Annotated in this window: 14 protein-coding genes and 2 pseudogenes; 7 read left to right on the forward strand and 9 right to left on the reverse strand. The window is 74.2% G+C overall.

From position 1 onward, the window contains the following. Positions 1–11: 11 nt before the first annotated feature. The 3 genes and pseudogenes from ACFWTC_RS19350 to ACFWTC_RS19360 all read left to right on the forward strand — a co-directional run bounded on the left by ACFWTC_RS19350 (position 12) and on the right by ACFWTC_RS19360 (position 2,762). Positions 12–164, forward strand: coding sequence for a hypothetical protein (locus ACFWTC_RS19350; RefSeq protein WP_384026943.1), 153 nt, complete (start codon positions 12–14; stop codon positions 162–164). 12 nt (positions 165–176) lie between these two features. Continuing rightward, positions 177–746 (forward strand): annotated as a pseudogene (locus tag ACFWTC_RS19355) (FAD-dependent oxidoreductase); the annotation flags it as partial. 402 nt (positions 747–1,148) lie between these two features. Beyond that, on the forward strand, positions 1,149–2,762 hold the full coding sequence (locus ACFWTC_RS19360) for an alpha/beta hydrolase (protein WP_383927864.1): 1,614 nt from the start codon (positions 1,149–1,151) through the stop codon (positions 2,760–2,762). A gap of 81 nt (positions 2,763–2,843) precedes the next feature. On the opposite strand, the gene moeZ is transcribed toward ACFWTC_RS19360, so the two are convergent. The 8 genes and pseudogenes from moeZ to ACFWTC_RS19400 all read right to left on the reverse strand — a co-directional run bounded on the left by moeZ (position 2,844) and on the right by ACFWTC_RS19400 (position 11,694). Beyond that, positions 2,844–4,022, reverse strand: a complete 1,179-nt coding sequence (gene moeZ / locus ACFWTC_RS19365; protein ID WP_383927826.1) for an adenylyltransferase/sulfurtransferase MoeZ — start codon at positions 4,020–4,022, stop codon at positions 2,844–2,846. 63 nt (positions 4,023–4,085) lie between these two features. Beyond that, complete coding sequence (locus ACFWTC_RS19370) at positions 4,086–4,841, reverse strand: spherulation-specific family 4 protein (RefSeq protein ID WP_383927829.1); 756 nt, start codon at positions 4,839–4,841, stop codon at positions 4,086–4,088. Then, positions 4,829–5,836 (reverse strand): NAD-dependent epimerase/dehydratase, encoded by a 1,008-nt coding sequence (locus tag ACFWTC_RS19375; RefSeq protein WP_383927833.1) that lies wholly within the window; start codon positions 5,834–5,836, stop codon positions 4,829–4,831. Before ACFWTC_RS19375 ends, ACFWTC_RS19370 begins: the two co-directional genes overlap by 13 nt. 132 nt (positions 5,837–5,968) lie before the next feature. Next, positions 5,969–6,925 (reverse strand): hypothetical protein, encoded by a 957-nt coding sequence (locus tag ACFWTC_RS19380; protein ID WP_383927836.1) that lies wholly within the window; start codon positions 6,923–6,925, stop codon positions 5,969–5,971. After that, positions 6,922–8,499, reverse strand: a complete 1,578-nt coding sequence (locus ACFWTC_RS19385) for a DUF3492 domain-containing protein (protein WP_383927867.1) — start codon at positions 8,497–8,499, stop codon at positions 6,922–6,924. The genes ACFWTC_RS19380 and ACFWTC_RS19385 overlap by 4 nt, the downstream gene beginning before the upstream one ends. A 180-nt stretch (positions 8,500–8,679) precedes the next feature. Next, positions 8,680–9,107: pseudogene (locus ACFWTC_RS19390) on the reverse strand (ATP-binding cassette domain-containing protein); the annotation flags it as partial. Positions 9,108–9,124: 17 nt separating this feature from the next. Beyond that, positions 9,125–10,687, reverse strand: a complete 1,563-nt coding sequence (locus tag ACFWTC_RS19395) for a DUF3152 domain-containing protein (RefSeq protein ID WP_384028212.1) — start codon at positions 10,685–10,687, stop codon at positions 9,125–9,127. Positions 10,688–10,692: 5 nt separating this feature from the next. Further along, on the reverse strand, positions 10,693–11,694 hold the full coding sequence (locus ACFWTC_RS19400; RefSeq protein ID WP_383927842.1) for an alpha/beta fold hydrolase: 1,002 nt from the start codon (positions 11,692–11,694) through the stop codon (positions 10,693–10,695). A gap of 133 nt (positions 11,695–11,827) precedes the next feature. On the opposite strand from ACFWTC_RS19400, the gene ACFWTC_RS19405 reads away from it, so the two are divergent. The 4 genes from ACFWTC_RS19405 (at position 11,828) to ACFWTC_RS19420 (ending at position 13,613) form a co-directional block, all read left to right on the forward strand. Beyond that, positions 11,828–12,043, forward strand: coding sequence for a hypothetical protein (locus tag ACFWTC_RS19405; protein ID WP_383927845.1), 216 nt, complete (start codon positions 11,828–11,830; stop codon positions 12,041–12,043). Between the two features lie 126 nt (positions 12,044–12,169). Beyond that, the gene (locus ACFWTC_RS19410; RefSeq protein WP_383927847.1) at positions 12,170–12,820 is read left to right on the forward strand and encodes a TetR/AcrR family transcriptional regulator; all 651 of its coding nucleotides are present in this window, start codon (positions 12,170–12,172) and stop codon (positions 12,818–12,820) included. 131 nt (positions 12,821–12,951) lie between these two features. Further along, positions 12,952–13,179: a DUF3107 domain-containing protein gene (locus ACFWTC_RS19415; RefSeq protein WP_383927849.1), complete on the forward strand. Its 228-nt coding sequence runs from the start codon at positions 12,952–12,954 to the stop codon at positions 13,177–13,179. Positions 13,180–13,310: 131 nt separating this feature from the next. Beyond that, on the forward strand, positions 13,311–13,613 hold the full coding sequence (locus ACFWTC_RS19420; protein ID WP_383927852.1) for a hypothetical protein: 303 nt from the start codon (positions 13,311–13,313) through the stop codon (positions 13,611–13,613). A 165-nt stretch (positions 13,614–13,778) separates the two neighbouring features. Here ACFWTC_RS19420 and ACFWTC_RS19425 read toward each other — a convergent pair whose 3' ends face one another. Continuing rightward, the gene (locus tag ACFWTC_RS19425) at positions 13,779–14,537 is read right to left on the reverse strand and encodes a ferritin-like fold-containing protein (protein ID WP_383927855.1); all 759 of its coding nucleotides are present in this window, start codon (positions 14,535–14,537) and stop codon (positions 13,779–13,781) included. Positions 14,538–14,887: the final 350 nt, after the last annotated feature.

Below are 14,887 nucleotides of genomic sequence, written 5' to 3' on the forward strand. Positions count from 1 at the left end.
CCTTCCTGGAGATGTACCGCGAGGCCAAGGCGCGGCTGGGCGACCCGGTCGACGCCTGGGCCGACATCCAGGCCGATCCGGGACGCCGCCGCGCCTACCAGAAGGCGCGCGGCAAGGGCGGTCTGGTGCGGGCCACGTGGGAGGTGCTGGAGAGCCGCACCTAGGTCGGCGGCAAGCTGCGCACCGGCACCATCGCCGGAATCACCGTGGACGAGGGGGCGGAGTCCCTCATGGCCCTGCGGCCCGAGGCAGTGGAACTGGCCGCCGCCGTCGGGCTGGGCAACGCCCTGTGCGATCCGGCGAAGGCGCCGACCACGGTCTGGACCCACGGCGCCCTGCGCCCGCTGCCGGACGGGCACGTGATGGGCGTCCCCACCGACCCCGCGGCGCTGGCCGGCACCGGCCTGCTCTCGCCCGCGGGCGTGGCCCGGGCGGCCGCCGAGGAGACCCTGCCGGCGGAGCCGCTGACCGGGGACTGCTCGGTGGGCGGCTACCTCGCCGCCCGCCTCGGCCGGGAAGCCGTGGACCGGCTCGTCGAACCCCTGCTCGGCGGGGTCTACGCGGGCCGCGCCGACTCGCTCTCGCTGCGCGCGGCCATGCCCCGGATCGCGGCCCTCGCCGAACAGGGCGGCCCGCTGCTGCCCGCGCTGCGCCGGATGCGGGCGGCGGGCGCGCCCCGATCGGCGGCCGTGGCCGTACAGGGCGTGGCCGGCGGCACCGGCCGCTTCCCGCAGGCCGTTCGCCGCGGCCTGCGGGGCCCGCATCCTCACCGGGACCACCGCCCGCTCGCTCCAGCGGCTGCCGGGCGACCGGTGGCGGGTCGCGGCGATGACGGACGACGGGCCGCTGACGATGGAGGCGGACGCGGTGGTCCTCGCCCTCCCGGCCTTCGCGGCGGCGGAGCTGCTGCGCCCCCGGGGTCGGCCACCGCGACCGCGTCGCCCGCATCCGCGAGGCGGCCTCCGAGCTCCCCGGGCTGGCCCTGTGCGGAGCGGCGTACGAGGGCGTGGCGTGGCCGCCTGCGTGGCGACGGGCCGCGCCGCCGCCCGGCAGCTGCTCATCGCGCCCTGATGCGCGCCCGGCCCCCGGTGCCCCCCGTTCGGCTCATCGCGGGGGCGGCCCCGGCGAAGCGCGCACAGGATGGGCGCATGTCGAGAAACGCCTTGCGGGTCACCGCTTCCGCCGCCCTCGCCGCCGCACTGCTCACCACCAGTGCCTGTTCCGACAGCGGCGACGGGGAGAAAACGAAGGGCGGCGGCGCCAAGGGTGCCGAACCCCTCAAGTGGGGCGAGTGCGAGGCCCCGACCCCCGCCGAGGGCGGCGGACCGGCCCCGGGCAAGGACTGGCAGTGCGCCACCCTCGACGTCCCCCTGGACTACGCCGAGCCCGAGGGGGAGACGATCCCGCTCGGCCTGATCCGCGCGAAGGCCCGCGACCAGGACAACCGCCTCGGCTCCCTCGTCTTCAACTTCGGCGGCCCCGGCGGCTCCGGCCTCACCACCCTCCCGGGCGCCGCCAAGGAGTACGAGGCCCTGCGTGCCCGGTACGACCTGGTGAGCTTCGACCCCCGCGGGGTGGGCCGCAGCGCCCCCGTCCGCTGCGAGGACGACAAGCAGCTGGACGCGTACTACGCCCAGGACTCCTCGCCGGCCACGCCGGAGCAGGAGAAGGCGTTCGTCGACAACATCAGGAAATACCAGAAGGCCTGCGAGACGAACTCCGCGAAGGTCCTTCCGCACGTCGGCACCTCCAACGCCGCCCGCGACCTGGACCGCATCCGCCAGGCCCTCGGCGACGAGAAGCTCCACTACTTCGGCATCTCCTACGGCACCGAGCTCGGCGGGGTCTACGCCCACCTCTTCCCCAAGAACGTCGGCAGGGCCGTCTTCGACGCCGTCGTGGACCCGACCAAGACCTCGGAGGAGGGGGCCCTGGGCCAGGCCGAGGGCTTCCAGCTCGCCCTCGGCAACTTCGCGCAGGACTGCGTCGACCGCGGCGACGCCTGCCAGCTCCAGGGCAGCACCGCCAAGGAGATCGAGGAGAACGTCATCAAGCTCCAGAAGTCGCTGGCCGCGAAGCCCATCGCGGGCATCGGCGACCGGATTCTCACCGACAGCGCCGCGACGAACGGCATCGCCCAGGCCCTGTACTCGAAGGAGCTGTGGCCCCTGCTGGAACAGGGCCTGGACGAGGCGGGCGGCGGCCAGGGCCAGCTGCTGATGGCCCTCTCGGACGCGCTCAACGGCCGCGACCAGCAGGGCCGTTACAGCAACATCGGCGCCGCGAACACCGCGATCAACTGCGCGGACTCCAAGGAGCGCTACACCCTCGCGCAGACCAAGGCCAAGCTCCCGGCGTTCCGCGCGGCCTCGCCCGTCTTCGGGGACTTCCTGGGCTGGGCGATGATGGGCTGCACCGACTGGCCCGTCGCGGGCGCCTGGGTGACCCCGGACGTGTCCGCCCCGGGATCCGCGCCCATCCTGGTGATCGGCAACACCGGTGACCCGGCCACCCCGTACGAGGGCGCCCGCAAGATGGTGGAGCGCCTCGGCCCCGGCGTCGGCGTGGAACTCACGTACAAGGGCGAGGGACACGGCGCCTACAACAGCGGCGACGCGTGCGTGCAGCAGGCCGTGAACACGTACCTGCTGGACGGGAAGTCCCCGGCGCCCGGCATCGTGTGCACCGCGGCCCCGGACCCCACGGGAACGCCCGTCGCCCCGCAGCAGCCGCGGCAGCCGCGGCAGCCGCAGGGCAGTTGACCGGTCCGGGAACGCCACAGGGGCCGTACGGCGCTTAGAGCGCGGTACGGCCCCTGCGGATCACCGGGTGTGCGGGCGGGCCTAGTAGACCGGCTTGTCCGGCTCGATCTGGTGGACCCAGCCGATGACGCCGCCGCCGACGTGCACCGCGTCCGAGAAGCCCGCGGACTTCAGTACCGCGAGGACTTCCGCACTGCGGACACCCGTCTTGCAGTGCAAGACGATGCGCTTGTCCTGCGGCAGGTCCTGGAGGGCCGTGCCCATCAGGAACTCGCCCTTGGGGATCAGCTTCGCGCCGGGGATCGAGACGATCTCGTACTCGTTGACCTCGCGGACGTCGATGATCTCGATCGGCTCGTCGGTGTCGATCCACTCCTTGAGCTGCTTGGGAGTGATCGTCGAGCCGGCGGCCGCCTCCTGGGCCTCCTCCGACACGACGCCGCAGAAGGCCTCGTAGTCGATGAGCTCGGTGACGGTCGCGTTCGGGCCGCAGACCGCGCAGTCGGGGTCCTTGCGGACCTTGACCTGGCGGTACTGCATCTCCAGCGCGTCGTAGATCATCAGGCGGCCGACCAGCGGCTCGCCGACGCCCGTGAGGACCTTGATGGCCTCGGTGACCTGGATGGACCCGATGGACGCGCAGAGCACGCCCAGTACGCCGCCCTCGGCGCAGCTCGGGACCATGCCCGGCGGGGGCGGCTCGGGGTAGAGGCAGCGGTAGCACGGGCCGTGCTCGGACCAGAAGACCGAGGCCTGGCCGTCGAAGCGGTAGATCGAGCCCCACACGTACGGCTTGTTCAGCAGCACGCAGGCGTCGTTGACCAGGTAGCGCGTGGCGAAGTTGTCCGTGCCGTCGACGATGAGGTCGTACTGGCTGAAGATCTCCATCACGTTCTCGGCTTCGAGCCGCTCTTCGTGGAGGACCACGTTCACGTACGGGTTGATGCCCAGCACGCTGTCACGGGCCGACTTGGCCTTGGACCGGCCGATGTCCGCCTGGCTGTGGATGATCTGGCGCTGTAGGTTCGACTCGTCGACCTCGTCGAACTCCACGATGCCCAGCGTGCCGACACCGGCCGCGGCCAGGTACATGAGGGCGGGCGAGCCGAGCCCACCCGCGCCCACGGCCAGCACCTTGGCGTTCTTCAGGCGCTTCTGGCCGTCCATCCCGACCTCCGGGATGATCAGGTGGCGGGAGTACCGACGGACCTCGTCAACGGTGAGCTCAGCAGCTGGCTCTACCAGGGGTGGCAGCGACACGGGGACTCCGTAGATGTGAACGTCTGAACGGTGGTTCTTTCCGTAACACTGCCACGCCCTTCTTCATTCCGAGACACCCGGTCCGATCCGCGAGACGATTTCGTCCCAGTACCCGGGCATCGAAGCCCACGGATCCTGGGCCGGCGTGCCGCGCCGGTCCGTGAACCAGACGGTCGCGGCCCCCTGCCAGCGGGCGATCCGCGTCGCCTCCTCCAGGTGCGTGCGGGGCACACCGTGGACGAGGTGGCAGAACCGCTCCGGCGGGTGGTCGGCGGTCCACTCCGCGACCTGGGACCAGCGGTAGTCGGCCCAGGCCCCGGAGAAGGTGACCAGCTGGTCGGCGGCCTCCACGTAGCCCTCGCACGGGTGCGTGCCCTGTCCGAGCACGATCAGCACGTCCTCGCCGAGCCCGCGCAGGGCGTCCGACACCCGGCGCACCGCGGCCAGTTCGGCCGGTCCGGCCGGGGCCTGCGCCAGGTAGAAACCGCCCACCCCGTACCAGTCCCGGAAGCGGTGGGCGTCGGAGACCAGCTCCCCGAAGGACCGCTTCCCGTCCCGCATCGCGAGATGCCCGAGGACCGTGCCGCCCGAGCGGCGGAGTTTCACGGCGGCCTCGGTGCAGTGCGGATCGGGGCGTCCGCCGGGACCGTCCGCGACGTTGAGCACCGCCCAGTGCAGTGGGGTGCCGGGGCGGGTCAGCTCGGCCCATTCGACCGGCGCCAGGAGCGGGTGCGCGTAGCCGGGGATGCCGAGGCCCAGGCGGCCGGCCTCGGTCCCCTCGGCCAGCGCGGCCCCCGGCGGCGTGGTCAGATGCGGCACGCCGCCTCCATCCAGATGTCCGCGAGGGACTCCTCCAGGTTGATCCGCGGCCGCCAGCCGAGCCGGTCGCGGGCCGTGCGCACGTCGGCCTGCTGCCAGGCCCCGCAGCCGTCCGGGTACGGGTACGGCTGGGGCGCGTGCGCGGCGAGCTGTTCGGCCGTCGCCTCGGAGCGGGGGGATCCGATGGCGGCGAGGCCGGCCGGCCGGCCGGGGTGGCCGTGCGCCTGCGGGCCGCCGTGCGGGACGTCCAGCTCGTACAGGGCGCCCCCGTACCCGGCGACCCGGGCCAGGACGGCGGCCGCTTCGCGCAGCCGGACCGCACGGCCGGTGCCGATGTTGACGACGCCCTGGGCGGCGGAGAGGGAGGCGGCGTGCACGGCGCGCGCCACGTCCCGTACGTCCACGAAGTCGCGCTGCACGCCGAGCCCGCTGAGCTTGAGCTCGCCGTCCCCGGACTGCATCGCGCGGCGCATGGCCTCGGCGAGACGGCCCAGCGGGGAGCCGGCCGGGGTGCCGGGGCCGACGGGCGAGAAGACCCGCAGGACGACGGCGTCCAGTCCGGAGCCGAGCACCAGCTCGGTGGCGGCCAGCTTGCTGACCCCGTACGGTCCGCCGGGTCTCGGCACGGCGTCCTCGGCCGTGGACGATCCGGGCTGGCTGGGCCCGTACTCGGCGGCGCAGCCGAGCTGGACCAGGCGGGCGCCGCAGCCGCTGCGGCGCAGGGACTCGCAGATGGTGGCGACGGCGACGGTGTTGTGCCGGGTGAGCTCGCGGGCTCCGCCGCGGGTGGCGCCGGCGCAGTTGACGACGACGCCCGGGTGGACGGCGTCGAGGAAGCGGGTGAGCGCACCGGGGCTGCCGGTGGCGAGGTCGAAGCGGACGTCGGCGTCGTCGCCGCGGCCGAGCGCGGTGAGCTGGACGGCCGGGTCGGCGAGCAGCCGGTCGGCGACGTAGCGTCCGAGGTATCCGTTGGCTCCGATCAGCAGCACCCTCATCGCGTGGCCCCTTGGTTGGTTGGCTGGCCGGTCATGTCCTGTGTCTCCTTGCGGGTGGGTGGATGGCGCGGGGACAGGGGTACGCGCTCCGGCGTCGGCTCCGAAGTGCGGGGTCCGTCACGGGGACGGGGCTCAGGGCCGCGCATGGGCGGACGCGCGGGACAGGGTGAGGAAGGCGTGTACGAGGAGCCCCGCCGCGGCGGCGACCGCCGCGGCCGGGACCGGGACCAGGGCGAGGACCAGCGCGGCGGCGACGGGGCGCCGGTCTGCGCCGTGCCGCAGCAGCATCCGGGCCAGGAACAGCAGCACCGCGAGCGGCACGGCCGCGGCGAGGCCCGCCCCGGCGAGCGCGGCGGCCCCGGCGGCGGCCGCGGTGAACACCGCCGCGCTCCCGGCGAGCAGCGGCCGGGCCCGGTCGGCGAACTCCCCCAGGCCGCGGCTCCCGGCCAGCCGGGCCCGGGCCCGGGCGGCGAACGCGGCCGCCACCAGGTGTCCGGGGGCCACGGCCAGCGCGAGCGCGACGGCGAGGGCCGGGCCGTGGCGGTGCGCGGCCCAGCCGACGACGGCCGCGGCCAGCAGGTGCGCGGTGAGGGGGAAGCGGCCGGCGGCCCGCCCGGGCCACACCAGGGCGGCGACGGCGGCTGCCCCCGCGGCGGCCCCCGTCCAGGACTGCCCGGCGCCAGCCGCGCCGAGCGCGAGCGCCCCGGGCAGCAGCGCGAAGCCGAAGCCGCGCAGGGCCCGGGGACCGGCGGCCCAGCCGGCCGGGAGCGGCCGGGCGGCGGGCGCGGCGGCCTCGCCGCGGGGAGCACGGGCGTACAGCTCCTCGGCGAGCGAGAAGACGTCCCGGTGGCGGAACCGGGCGGCGGTCCGGTCGGTGACGCCGTGGGCTTCGAGCCCGGCCGCGATCTCGAGCGGGTCGACGGCCCGTTCGCACAGGTCCCGGTGGCGGTGCAGGAGCGCCTTGACGGGATCCCCGCCGGACGGCCGCCGCACGGGGGCGGGCGCCGGAACGGGGGCCGCCCCGTGCTCCCCCGCCGGGCGCGGGTCCGGTACCGCGGCCGCGGCTGCGCGTTCGTCCAGGGTGGTCATGCGGTCGCCTCCGGCACGGGGGCCCAGGTGGGAGTGGTCCAGTGGCCGGGGACCCGGGCCTCCGGGGGCTGCGCGAAGGGGACCTCGCCGTCCGGGCGGGCGGAGCCGCGGGCGAGCAGGCGCAGGTAGACCTCCTGGAACGCGGAGACGTTCTGCTCGACGGTGAACAGCTCCAATGCCCGCGCGCGGGCCGCCGAGCCGAGCCGCTGGGCCCGCTCGGGGTCCCGCAGCAGGGAGAGGCAGGCATCGGCGAGGGCCCGCGGATTGCGGGGCGGGACGACGAGGCCGGTGCCGCCGATGACCTCCTGGACCGCGCCGACGTCCGTGGAGACGGTGGCCCGCCCGCAGAACATCGCCTCGGCCAGGGTGATCGGGAAGCCCTCGATCACGGAGGAGAGCACGGCGACGCGCCCGGAGCCGTACGCCTCGGCCGTCGAGGGGGCGTCGGGGCCGCCGATCTCCTCGAAGGTGACGGGGTTCTCGCCCGCGGTCAGGGCGTCGACGGCCTCGTCGGGGAAGAGCTGCGCGGCCAGCGACCGGCAGTCCGCGAGGTACTGGGGGGCCACGGCCGTCGCGAAGATCCGCAGGCGGGCCCGGGGTTCGGCCCGCCGCACCTCGGCGAAGGCGTGCAGCAGCGCGATGAGGTCCTTGGCCGGCTCTATCCGGCCCACCCACACCAGCGTGTCGGGGTCCCCGCAGTCCGCGGCCTCCCCGACCGTGGCGAATCGGTCCGCCTCCATGCCCGGGTAGACCGTGCGCAGCTTCTCGCGCGCGGCTCCGCAGTGCTCCTGCCAGCGCCGGGCGTGTGCGTTGCCCGGGGTGAGCAGGTCGGCCCGGTCGTAGATCTCGCCGGCCAGCCGCACGTGGAAGGCGGCGAGCAGCGCCCTGGCGGCGGGCCGGGACTCGGGGCCCTGTCCGAGGTAGTGGGCCCGCAGGTGCACCCCGTACTCGGTGACGAGCAGAGGCACTCCGAAGAAGCGTTTGGCCAGCAGTCCGGGGAGCGCGGCCACCCCGCCCGCCGCCGCGTGGCTGATGTCGACCTCGCCGAGCCCGGCCTCCCCGTACCAGTCGAGGGACAGCGGGCGGAGCATCCGTTCCAGTTCGTCCACGAAGTCGAGCAGGTCCGGGACCTGGGCGGCCTGGACCGCGCGGTTCGCGGCCGTCGCCCGGCACGCGGACTCCACCACCCGCACCGCGGACTCGGAGCGCAGGGCCGCGTACAGGCCGCCCTGCTCGCGGGCGAGTTCGGCCAGCCCGTACAGCCCGGCCGCGAAGGGCGCGGCCTCTGCGGCGCAGGTCCCGTGGACCAGCTCGCGGAAGCATCCGGCGAACCGGAGCCGCTCCCGCCGGGAGTACGTCCGGCCGTCGTCCGCCGGGGCCCACAGGGGGGCCGTGCGGACCCGGGTGACGTGCTCGGGGAGCGGGACCCGGGCGCGCTCCTGTCCGGCGCTGCGGCTCAGCGCGTACAGCTCGAACTCGTGCTGCGGGAGCCCGCGCACGAGCCGGTCGCACCACAGCCTGGCCTCTCCGGTGGCATACGGATAACCACCTTCCGTGAGCAGTCCGATCCGCACGAGTGGCACCCCCGATCTCCCGTTCAGGCGGTCGCCGTCGGTCCGGTGACCCGCCGCGGATGAACTCAAGCGGATATGCCGAAGGCGCGACGGACGGTTGTCCGTCGCGCCACCGGAAGGGGTGAAGAGTCGTAACTTTCCCGTACGGTTCGCGTTCCAGCACGCTAGAAATGGGTGCGCCTACGCGAAGACCTCCCGCCGGACGGGTCGGCGCTCGGCGGCCAGGCCCGGGTCCAGCGCCGGTACGGCGGCCAGCAGCCGCCGGGTGTAGGCGTGGGTGGGGCGGTCGTAGACCTCGTCCACATGGCCCTCCTCCACGATCTCGCCGCCGCACATGACGGCGACCCGGTCGCTGACCTGCCGGACCACCGCCAGGTCGTGCGCGATGAACACCAGGGCGACGCCCAGCTCCCGCTGGAGCCGCGCCAGCAGGGCGGTGACCTGCGCCTGCGTGGTCACGTCGAGCGCCGACACCGGCTCGTCGCAGACGATCAGCCGGGGCGCGGGGGCGAGTGCGCGGGCGATGCCCACGCGCTGGCGCCGGCCGCCGCTGAACTCGTGCGGGTAGCGGTCGTAGTGGCGGGCTCCAGCCCCACGCGCCGCAGCAGCATCCGCTTCCCACTCCTCAACCGCCGGGAAATACCCAGGGGTTGGGCTTGCACTGGATTCCGTCGATGTCGAGGGACTTCGTCTGCTGCTGCATGATCGGCGCGAGCGACCCCGGCGTGCGGCAGTTCACGTGCCCGTTCCCGAGGCGGTGCCCGACCTCGTGGTTGATGAGCATCTGGCGGTACGCGAACATCTGGTCCGGCCCGTAGGTCGCCGAGCCCTGCGCCCACCGGAACGCGTTGATCATCACGCGGTCGGTGGAGGCCGAGTCGCAGGAGACGTTGTCGACGGTGGTGTCCAGGCTGGACTTGGCGCACCAGACGCCGGTGGTCCCGGGGCTGGCGAGGGTGATCACGAAGTCGGCCTCGCCGCCCGGCACCCGCTCGAAGGTCCGGGCGCCGCCGTGGCTCCAGCTCCGCGGGTCGTTGAGGGTGCGGTGGACGGCCTCGGCGAACAGCTGCGGGTCCAGCCCCAGCCCCTGTTCCACGTCGACGCGGTAGCGCACGAGCCGGCCCTTTCCCGGCGCCTTGGCCACGCCGGGCACGGTGTCGAAGGTCCCGGGCCCGGCCAGCTTCGGGTCGATGGGCAGCTGCTGGGTCATCCTCTGCTCGTACGTGAGCTCGGGCGCCGGGGCGGGCGCCGCGGGCGCCTCCGGCGTGACGCGCTCCTCGGAACGGGATCCGGCGGCGCGGCTGTCGGAGGCGCGGGTGGGCGCTCCGCCGGGGGCGGCGACCGGGCCGGGCTTGACGGCATCGTCCTCGGAGGAAGCCACCTGGCCCGCGATGACGACGGCGAGGACGGTGGTGACGGCCACGGCCGCCAGTCCGGTGTACGTACGGGTCCTCAGGCCCCGCCCGGAGCCCGGCCGTTCGGCCTCGACATCGGCCTCGACATCGGCCTCGACCCCGACGGGCTCGACGAACCCGGAGGGCTCCACGAACGCGGGCTCGGCGAAGGCCCGCCTGGCGAACGCGGGTGCCGCGCCCGGCCTGCGCGGCCCCGGCACCCGGCGGTGGGACCCGGTGGAGGTGACGGGATCGGGGTCGGGCTCCGTCAGGAGCGGGACCGACGGGGTCAGCGGGACCGACGGGGTCAGGGTCACCTGCGGGAAGCCCACCGCGGGCGTGCCGAAGGCGGGGGTGTCGGAGCTCAGGACGGCGGAGCGGGCCGCCCCCGGGGCCGCGCCCGGGGTGGCGTGGACCGTGGCCGGCGCCCCGGTCCGGACGGTGGCGCGCGGGACGCCCCGCCAGTCGCCGTACACGGAGTCGGGCACCGAGCCCGAGCCCCAGGCGCCGCCGGGCTCGTGCTGCTCGGGGTGGCCACCGGAGCGCGCCCCGGCCGCGGGCCGCTCCCTGGGCGCGAACCCCTGGTGGGCGACGGTGGGTTCGGGCCGGCGCCGGGCGAACGGGGCCTCGAAGGGATCGTCGTACGGGTCGGGGTCCGGGTCTGGATACCGGTCCGGGTCCGGATACCGGTCCGGGTACGCGTACGGGCCGGCCTCCGGGAAGGCCGGAGCGGCCGGAGCGGGTGCCGCCGCCGCACGGGCGGGGGCGGGGTCCTTGCGACTATGTCGTCCCACGGTCCTCAGCCTCTGCCGTCTTCGGTATGTCGGTCGGTGTCGCCCGCACCGGTGTCGGTGTCGCGCAGCAGCTCCCCGAAGGCGGCGGCCACCACCTCGGGGTACTCCATCATCGCCACGTGCCCGGCCTCGGGAAGGCACAGCAGCCGCGATCCCCGGAAGGCCGCGGCGGCCTTGCGCGCCATACGGTACGAGACCAGTTGGTCCCGGCCACCGTAGACCAGCAGCGCCGGGGCGAGAACCCGCTGGGCCTGCCGCCACAACCCGTGCTGGCCGCCGAGGGTGTAGGCGTCGACGATCCCGCGGGAGGTACGGGTCATCGCGTCCCAGAAGTAGGGGAGGGCCATCCGCCGCTCCATCTCCTCCACGGCGGCCCGGAACCCCTCCGCCGTCACCCGGGAGGGGTCCCCGTAACAGAGCTGCGTCACCCCCCGGGTGCGCTGCTCGGCGGTGAACCCGCGCGTGAGGCGGCCGAAGAGCGCGGCCGTCCCCGGTACGGCGAGCAGCGCGGTCGGTACGGCCGACCGCTGCACGCGCAGCTCGGGCAGGGCCGGCGAGACCAGCGTGAGGGTGCGCACGAGGTCGGGCCGGACGGCGGCGATCCGGGTGGAGACGGCGCCGCCGAGGGAGTTCCCGAAGAGGTGGACCGGCCCGCGCCCCTCGGCGTCGAGGTGGCGGATGACCGCGCGGGCCAGCCCGGTGACGGAGTAGTCCCGGTCGGCCGGCGGCGGGGACCAGCCGAAGCCGGGCAGGTCGACGGCTTCGCCGTCGACGGTGGCGGCCAGCCGCTCCATGAGCGCCGACCAGTTCTGCGAGGAACCGCCGAGCCCGTGCACGAACAGCGCGGGCGGCAGGCCCGTGCGCAGCGGCGGCCGGGTCCGGACGGCCAGTTCCAGCCCGGGGAGCACGGCGGTGCGCATCTGCTCCCCTTCGGCCACCCGGACCGCTCCCACCAGGGAGGACGGCTCGGCGGTGGACCGTACACCCGGCAGCTCGGTCGAAGACATGCGGGCAATGTTACGAGACGATCACGCCGCACCTCTTGTGTTCGCGGTCACAGGGGTCGTACGGGTCCGCCTAGCGGGGCATCCTCGATCCTCCTAGGCTCGGAGGAGAGGAGAAGGAAGCGAGGGGAGCGCAATGACTGTCGACCCTGCGGAGCCGGACACCTTCCGGAAGCGGGACCCCGGGAACCACGACCCCGAGGCGCCCGAGGCGGACGTCGCGGAACAGCTGGCGGACCTGGTGCCCGGCGAGGACGACCCGGTCACCGGCGTGGACGCGGGCGAGGCCGCGGACGGTGACGCCGCCGAGCAGGCGCGGGTGGTGCCGCTCGACGAGGACGACTACCGCTGACCAGCGCCTCCGGGCGGTCCGCACCGCGAGAAAACTCGGCTTGAACCCTCCAGATTCGATTACCGAAAAGTACGATGGCGGCGCGGCGCAGAGCGCACTGTGTTCTTAGAGAAAGTGGGAGGCGGCGTGACAGCCATCGAGCAGACCGAAGCAGCGCGTCCGCGGGGCACGCGACTGCCGCGCCGAGCCCGACGCAACCAGCTGCTGGGCGCGGCCCAGGAGGTCTTCGTCGCGCAGGGCTACCACGCGGCGGCGATGGACGACATCGCCGAGCGTGCCGGTGTGAGCAAGCCGGTGCTGTACCAGCACTTCCCCGGCAAGCTCGACCTCTACCTGGCGCTGCTGGACCAGCACTGCGAGTCCCTGCTGCTGGCCGTGCGCACCGCGCTCGCGTCGACGACGGACAACAAGCTGCGCGTCGCCGCCACGATGGACGCCTACTTCGCGTACGTGCAGGACGAGGGCGGCGCCTTCCGCCTGGTCTTCGAGTCCGACCTGACGAACGAGCCCGCGGTGCGCGAGCGCGTCGACCGGGTCTCGCTCCAGTGCGCCGAGGCCATTTCGGACGTCATCGCCGAGGACACCGGCCTGTCGAAGGACGAGTCGATGCTGCTGGCCGTGGGCCTCGGCGGGGTCTCGCAGGTGGTGGCCCGCTACTGGCTGTCCAGCGAGAGCCCGGTCGCCCGGGACACGGCGGTCGGCCTGCTGACCTCGCTGGCCTGGCGCGGCATCGCCGGCTTCCCGCTGCACGGCACCGAGTCCGGCGCCGAGGGCTGACCGGCCCGGACACGGCCGCTGTTCGCTGCCAGCGTGTCCGCTCCGCGCGATTGCGCTCCGCTCTCCGGGCTAATGTGGACCGCGTACGGCGCGGCTGATCGCGCGTAACGGACCGTCGGAGGGACAAAGCCGTGGAGGTCAAGATCGGCGTGCAGCACGCACCCCGGGAGATCGTGCTGGAGAGCGACCTGAGCGCCGAGGAGCTGGAGGGCATCGTCGTCGCCGCACTGTCCGGCACGGCGCCGCTGCTCAGCCTCACCGACGTCAAGGGCCGCAAGGTCCTGGTGCCGTCCGACCGCCTGTCCTACGTGGACCTGGGCGAGCCGAGCACCCGCAAGGTCGGTTTCGGCGCGCTCTGACGCGGCGGCCCGCGGGGGCCGAGAACTGAGGGGAACGGCCCGGTGGTTGATGCAACCGGGCCGTTTCTCCTTGTTCCGCTTCGGGTAGGAGGCCTGTGACCGGCTTGCCCCGACGTATGGGAGGGACCTCAATGCCGCTGATGGAAGCGCTCGGCTCTGCTCTGCTGGGACTCCTCTTGTCCGGAGCGGCCGCGCGAGTGCTCGCACGGCGGCTGCCCTCGCGAAGAGTGGTGCTGGTCAGCGGGGTGCTGGGCGCTCTGTTCGGCGCGTACCTCACACACTTCGCGCTGGGCCCCGGGCACATCACCCTGACCGCGGCACTCGTCGGCGCCGGCCTGGTGTCGGCGGTGGTGCTGTCGCTGCTGCTGAGGCCGGCCCCCGGATCGCGCGGCCGCTCGCACCGGCCTCCGTTTTCGCTCCCGTCGCGGGGCTGATCGGGAGGACTGAGAACACCCGGCCGAGGACGACTGAGAACGACCGAGGACGCCTGAGGACCGAGCACGACGCAAGACGTACGCCGGTCCCCGGCGCGGAACCATCCGCGCCGGGGGCCGGCGTGTGGAGCGGGCCGGTCGTGTGGCCCGGCGGGACGGGGCCGGTCAGGCGGCGAGGCCGAGGGCCGCCATCCGCTTGGTGTGGGCCTTGGTGATCCGCGCGAACATCTCGCCGACGGCCGCCAGGTCGAAGCCGGCCGCCATGCCGTCGACGCCGCCGACGAGCATGGTGGAGAGCGCGTCGCGCTCGGCGACCACGCGCTGCGCCTGCGACAGGGCCTCGCCCATCAGCCGCCGGGCCCACAGGGCGAGGCGTCCGCCGCAGCGGGGGTCGGCCTCGATCGCGGCGCGGACCTTCTCGACGGCGAAGCCGCCGTGGCCCGTGTCGTCGAGGACGCCGACGACGAGGGCGCGGGTGTCGGTGTCGAGGTGGGTGGCGACCTCGCGGTAGAAGTCGCTGGCGATCGAGTCGCCGACGTACGCCTTGACCAGGCCTTCCAGCCAGTCCGACGGCGCGGTCTGGCGGTGGAAGTCGTCCACGCCCTTGGCGAAGGGCTGCATGGCGGAGGTGGGCTCGACGTCGATCGCGGCGAGCCGGTCGCGCAGCCGCTCGAAGTGGTGGAACTCGGCGGAGGCCATGGCGGCGAGCTCGGCCTTGTCGTCGAGGGTGGGCGCGAGCTTCGCGTCCTCGGCGAGGCGCTCGAAGGCCGCGAGCTCCCCGTACGCGAGCGCGCCGAGCAGGTCCACGACGGCGGCCCGGTACTGCGGCGAGGCAGAGGCGGTCGCCCAGTCCTGAGCGGCGATGCCCACGGCTTCCGCGGCGGAGCTGTCGTCGGCGGGCGAGGCGTTTTCTACGGTCGACATGCTCCGCACAATAGCCCGCCGAAAGGCGCGCCAAGGCACCACATGTGCTCACTGCCGCACCGGGTAAACACGCCTACCCGGTGAATTCACCCGACACAGCTGCGCGATTCCGGGGTACAGTGGTAAAGCGCCTGCCGGAAACTCGGCGGGCCATCCGAATGAGGATGCCCGGTCGGTGGCCCGATCGGCTCCAACCGACCCGCCCTCGGTGTGGTGCGTGCGCGCGTGTGCACAGCCTCCGCACGAGGGGCCCCCTCAGCGGCACAAGCGCTTGAGCGAAGGCTTAGTGGTCCCGCGCAGCTTCGTACGTACGTCGCAGTACTGCAAGCCAGGCACGGTACGACCCCCCT

Origin of the sequence: Streptomyces sp. NPDC058619 (assembly GCF_042717785.1) — a bacterium.
Taxonomy (GTDB): domain Bacteria; phylum Actinomycetota; class Actinomycetes; order Streptomycetales; family Streptomycetaceae; genus Streptomyces.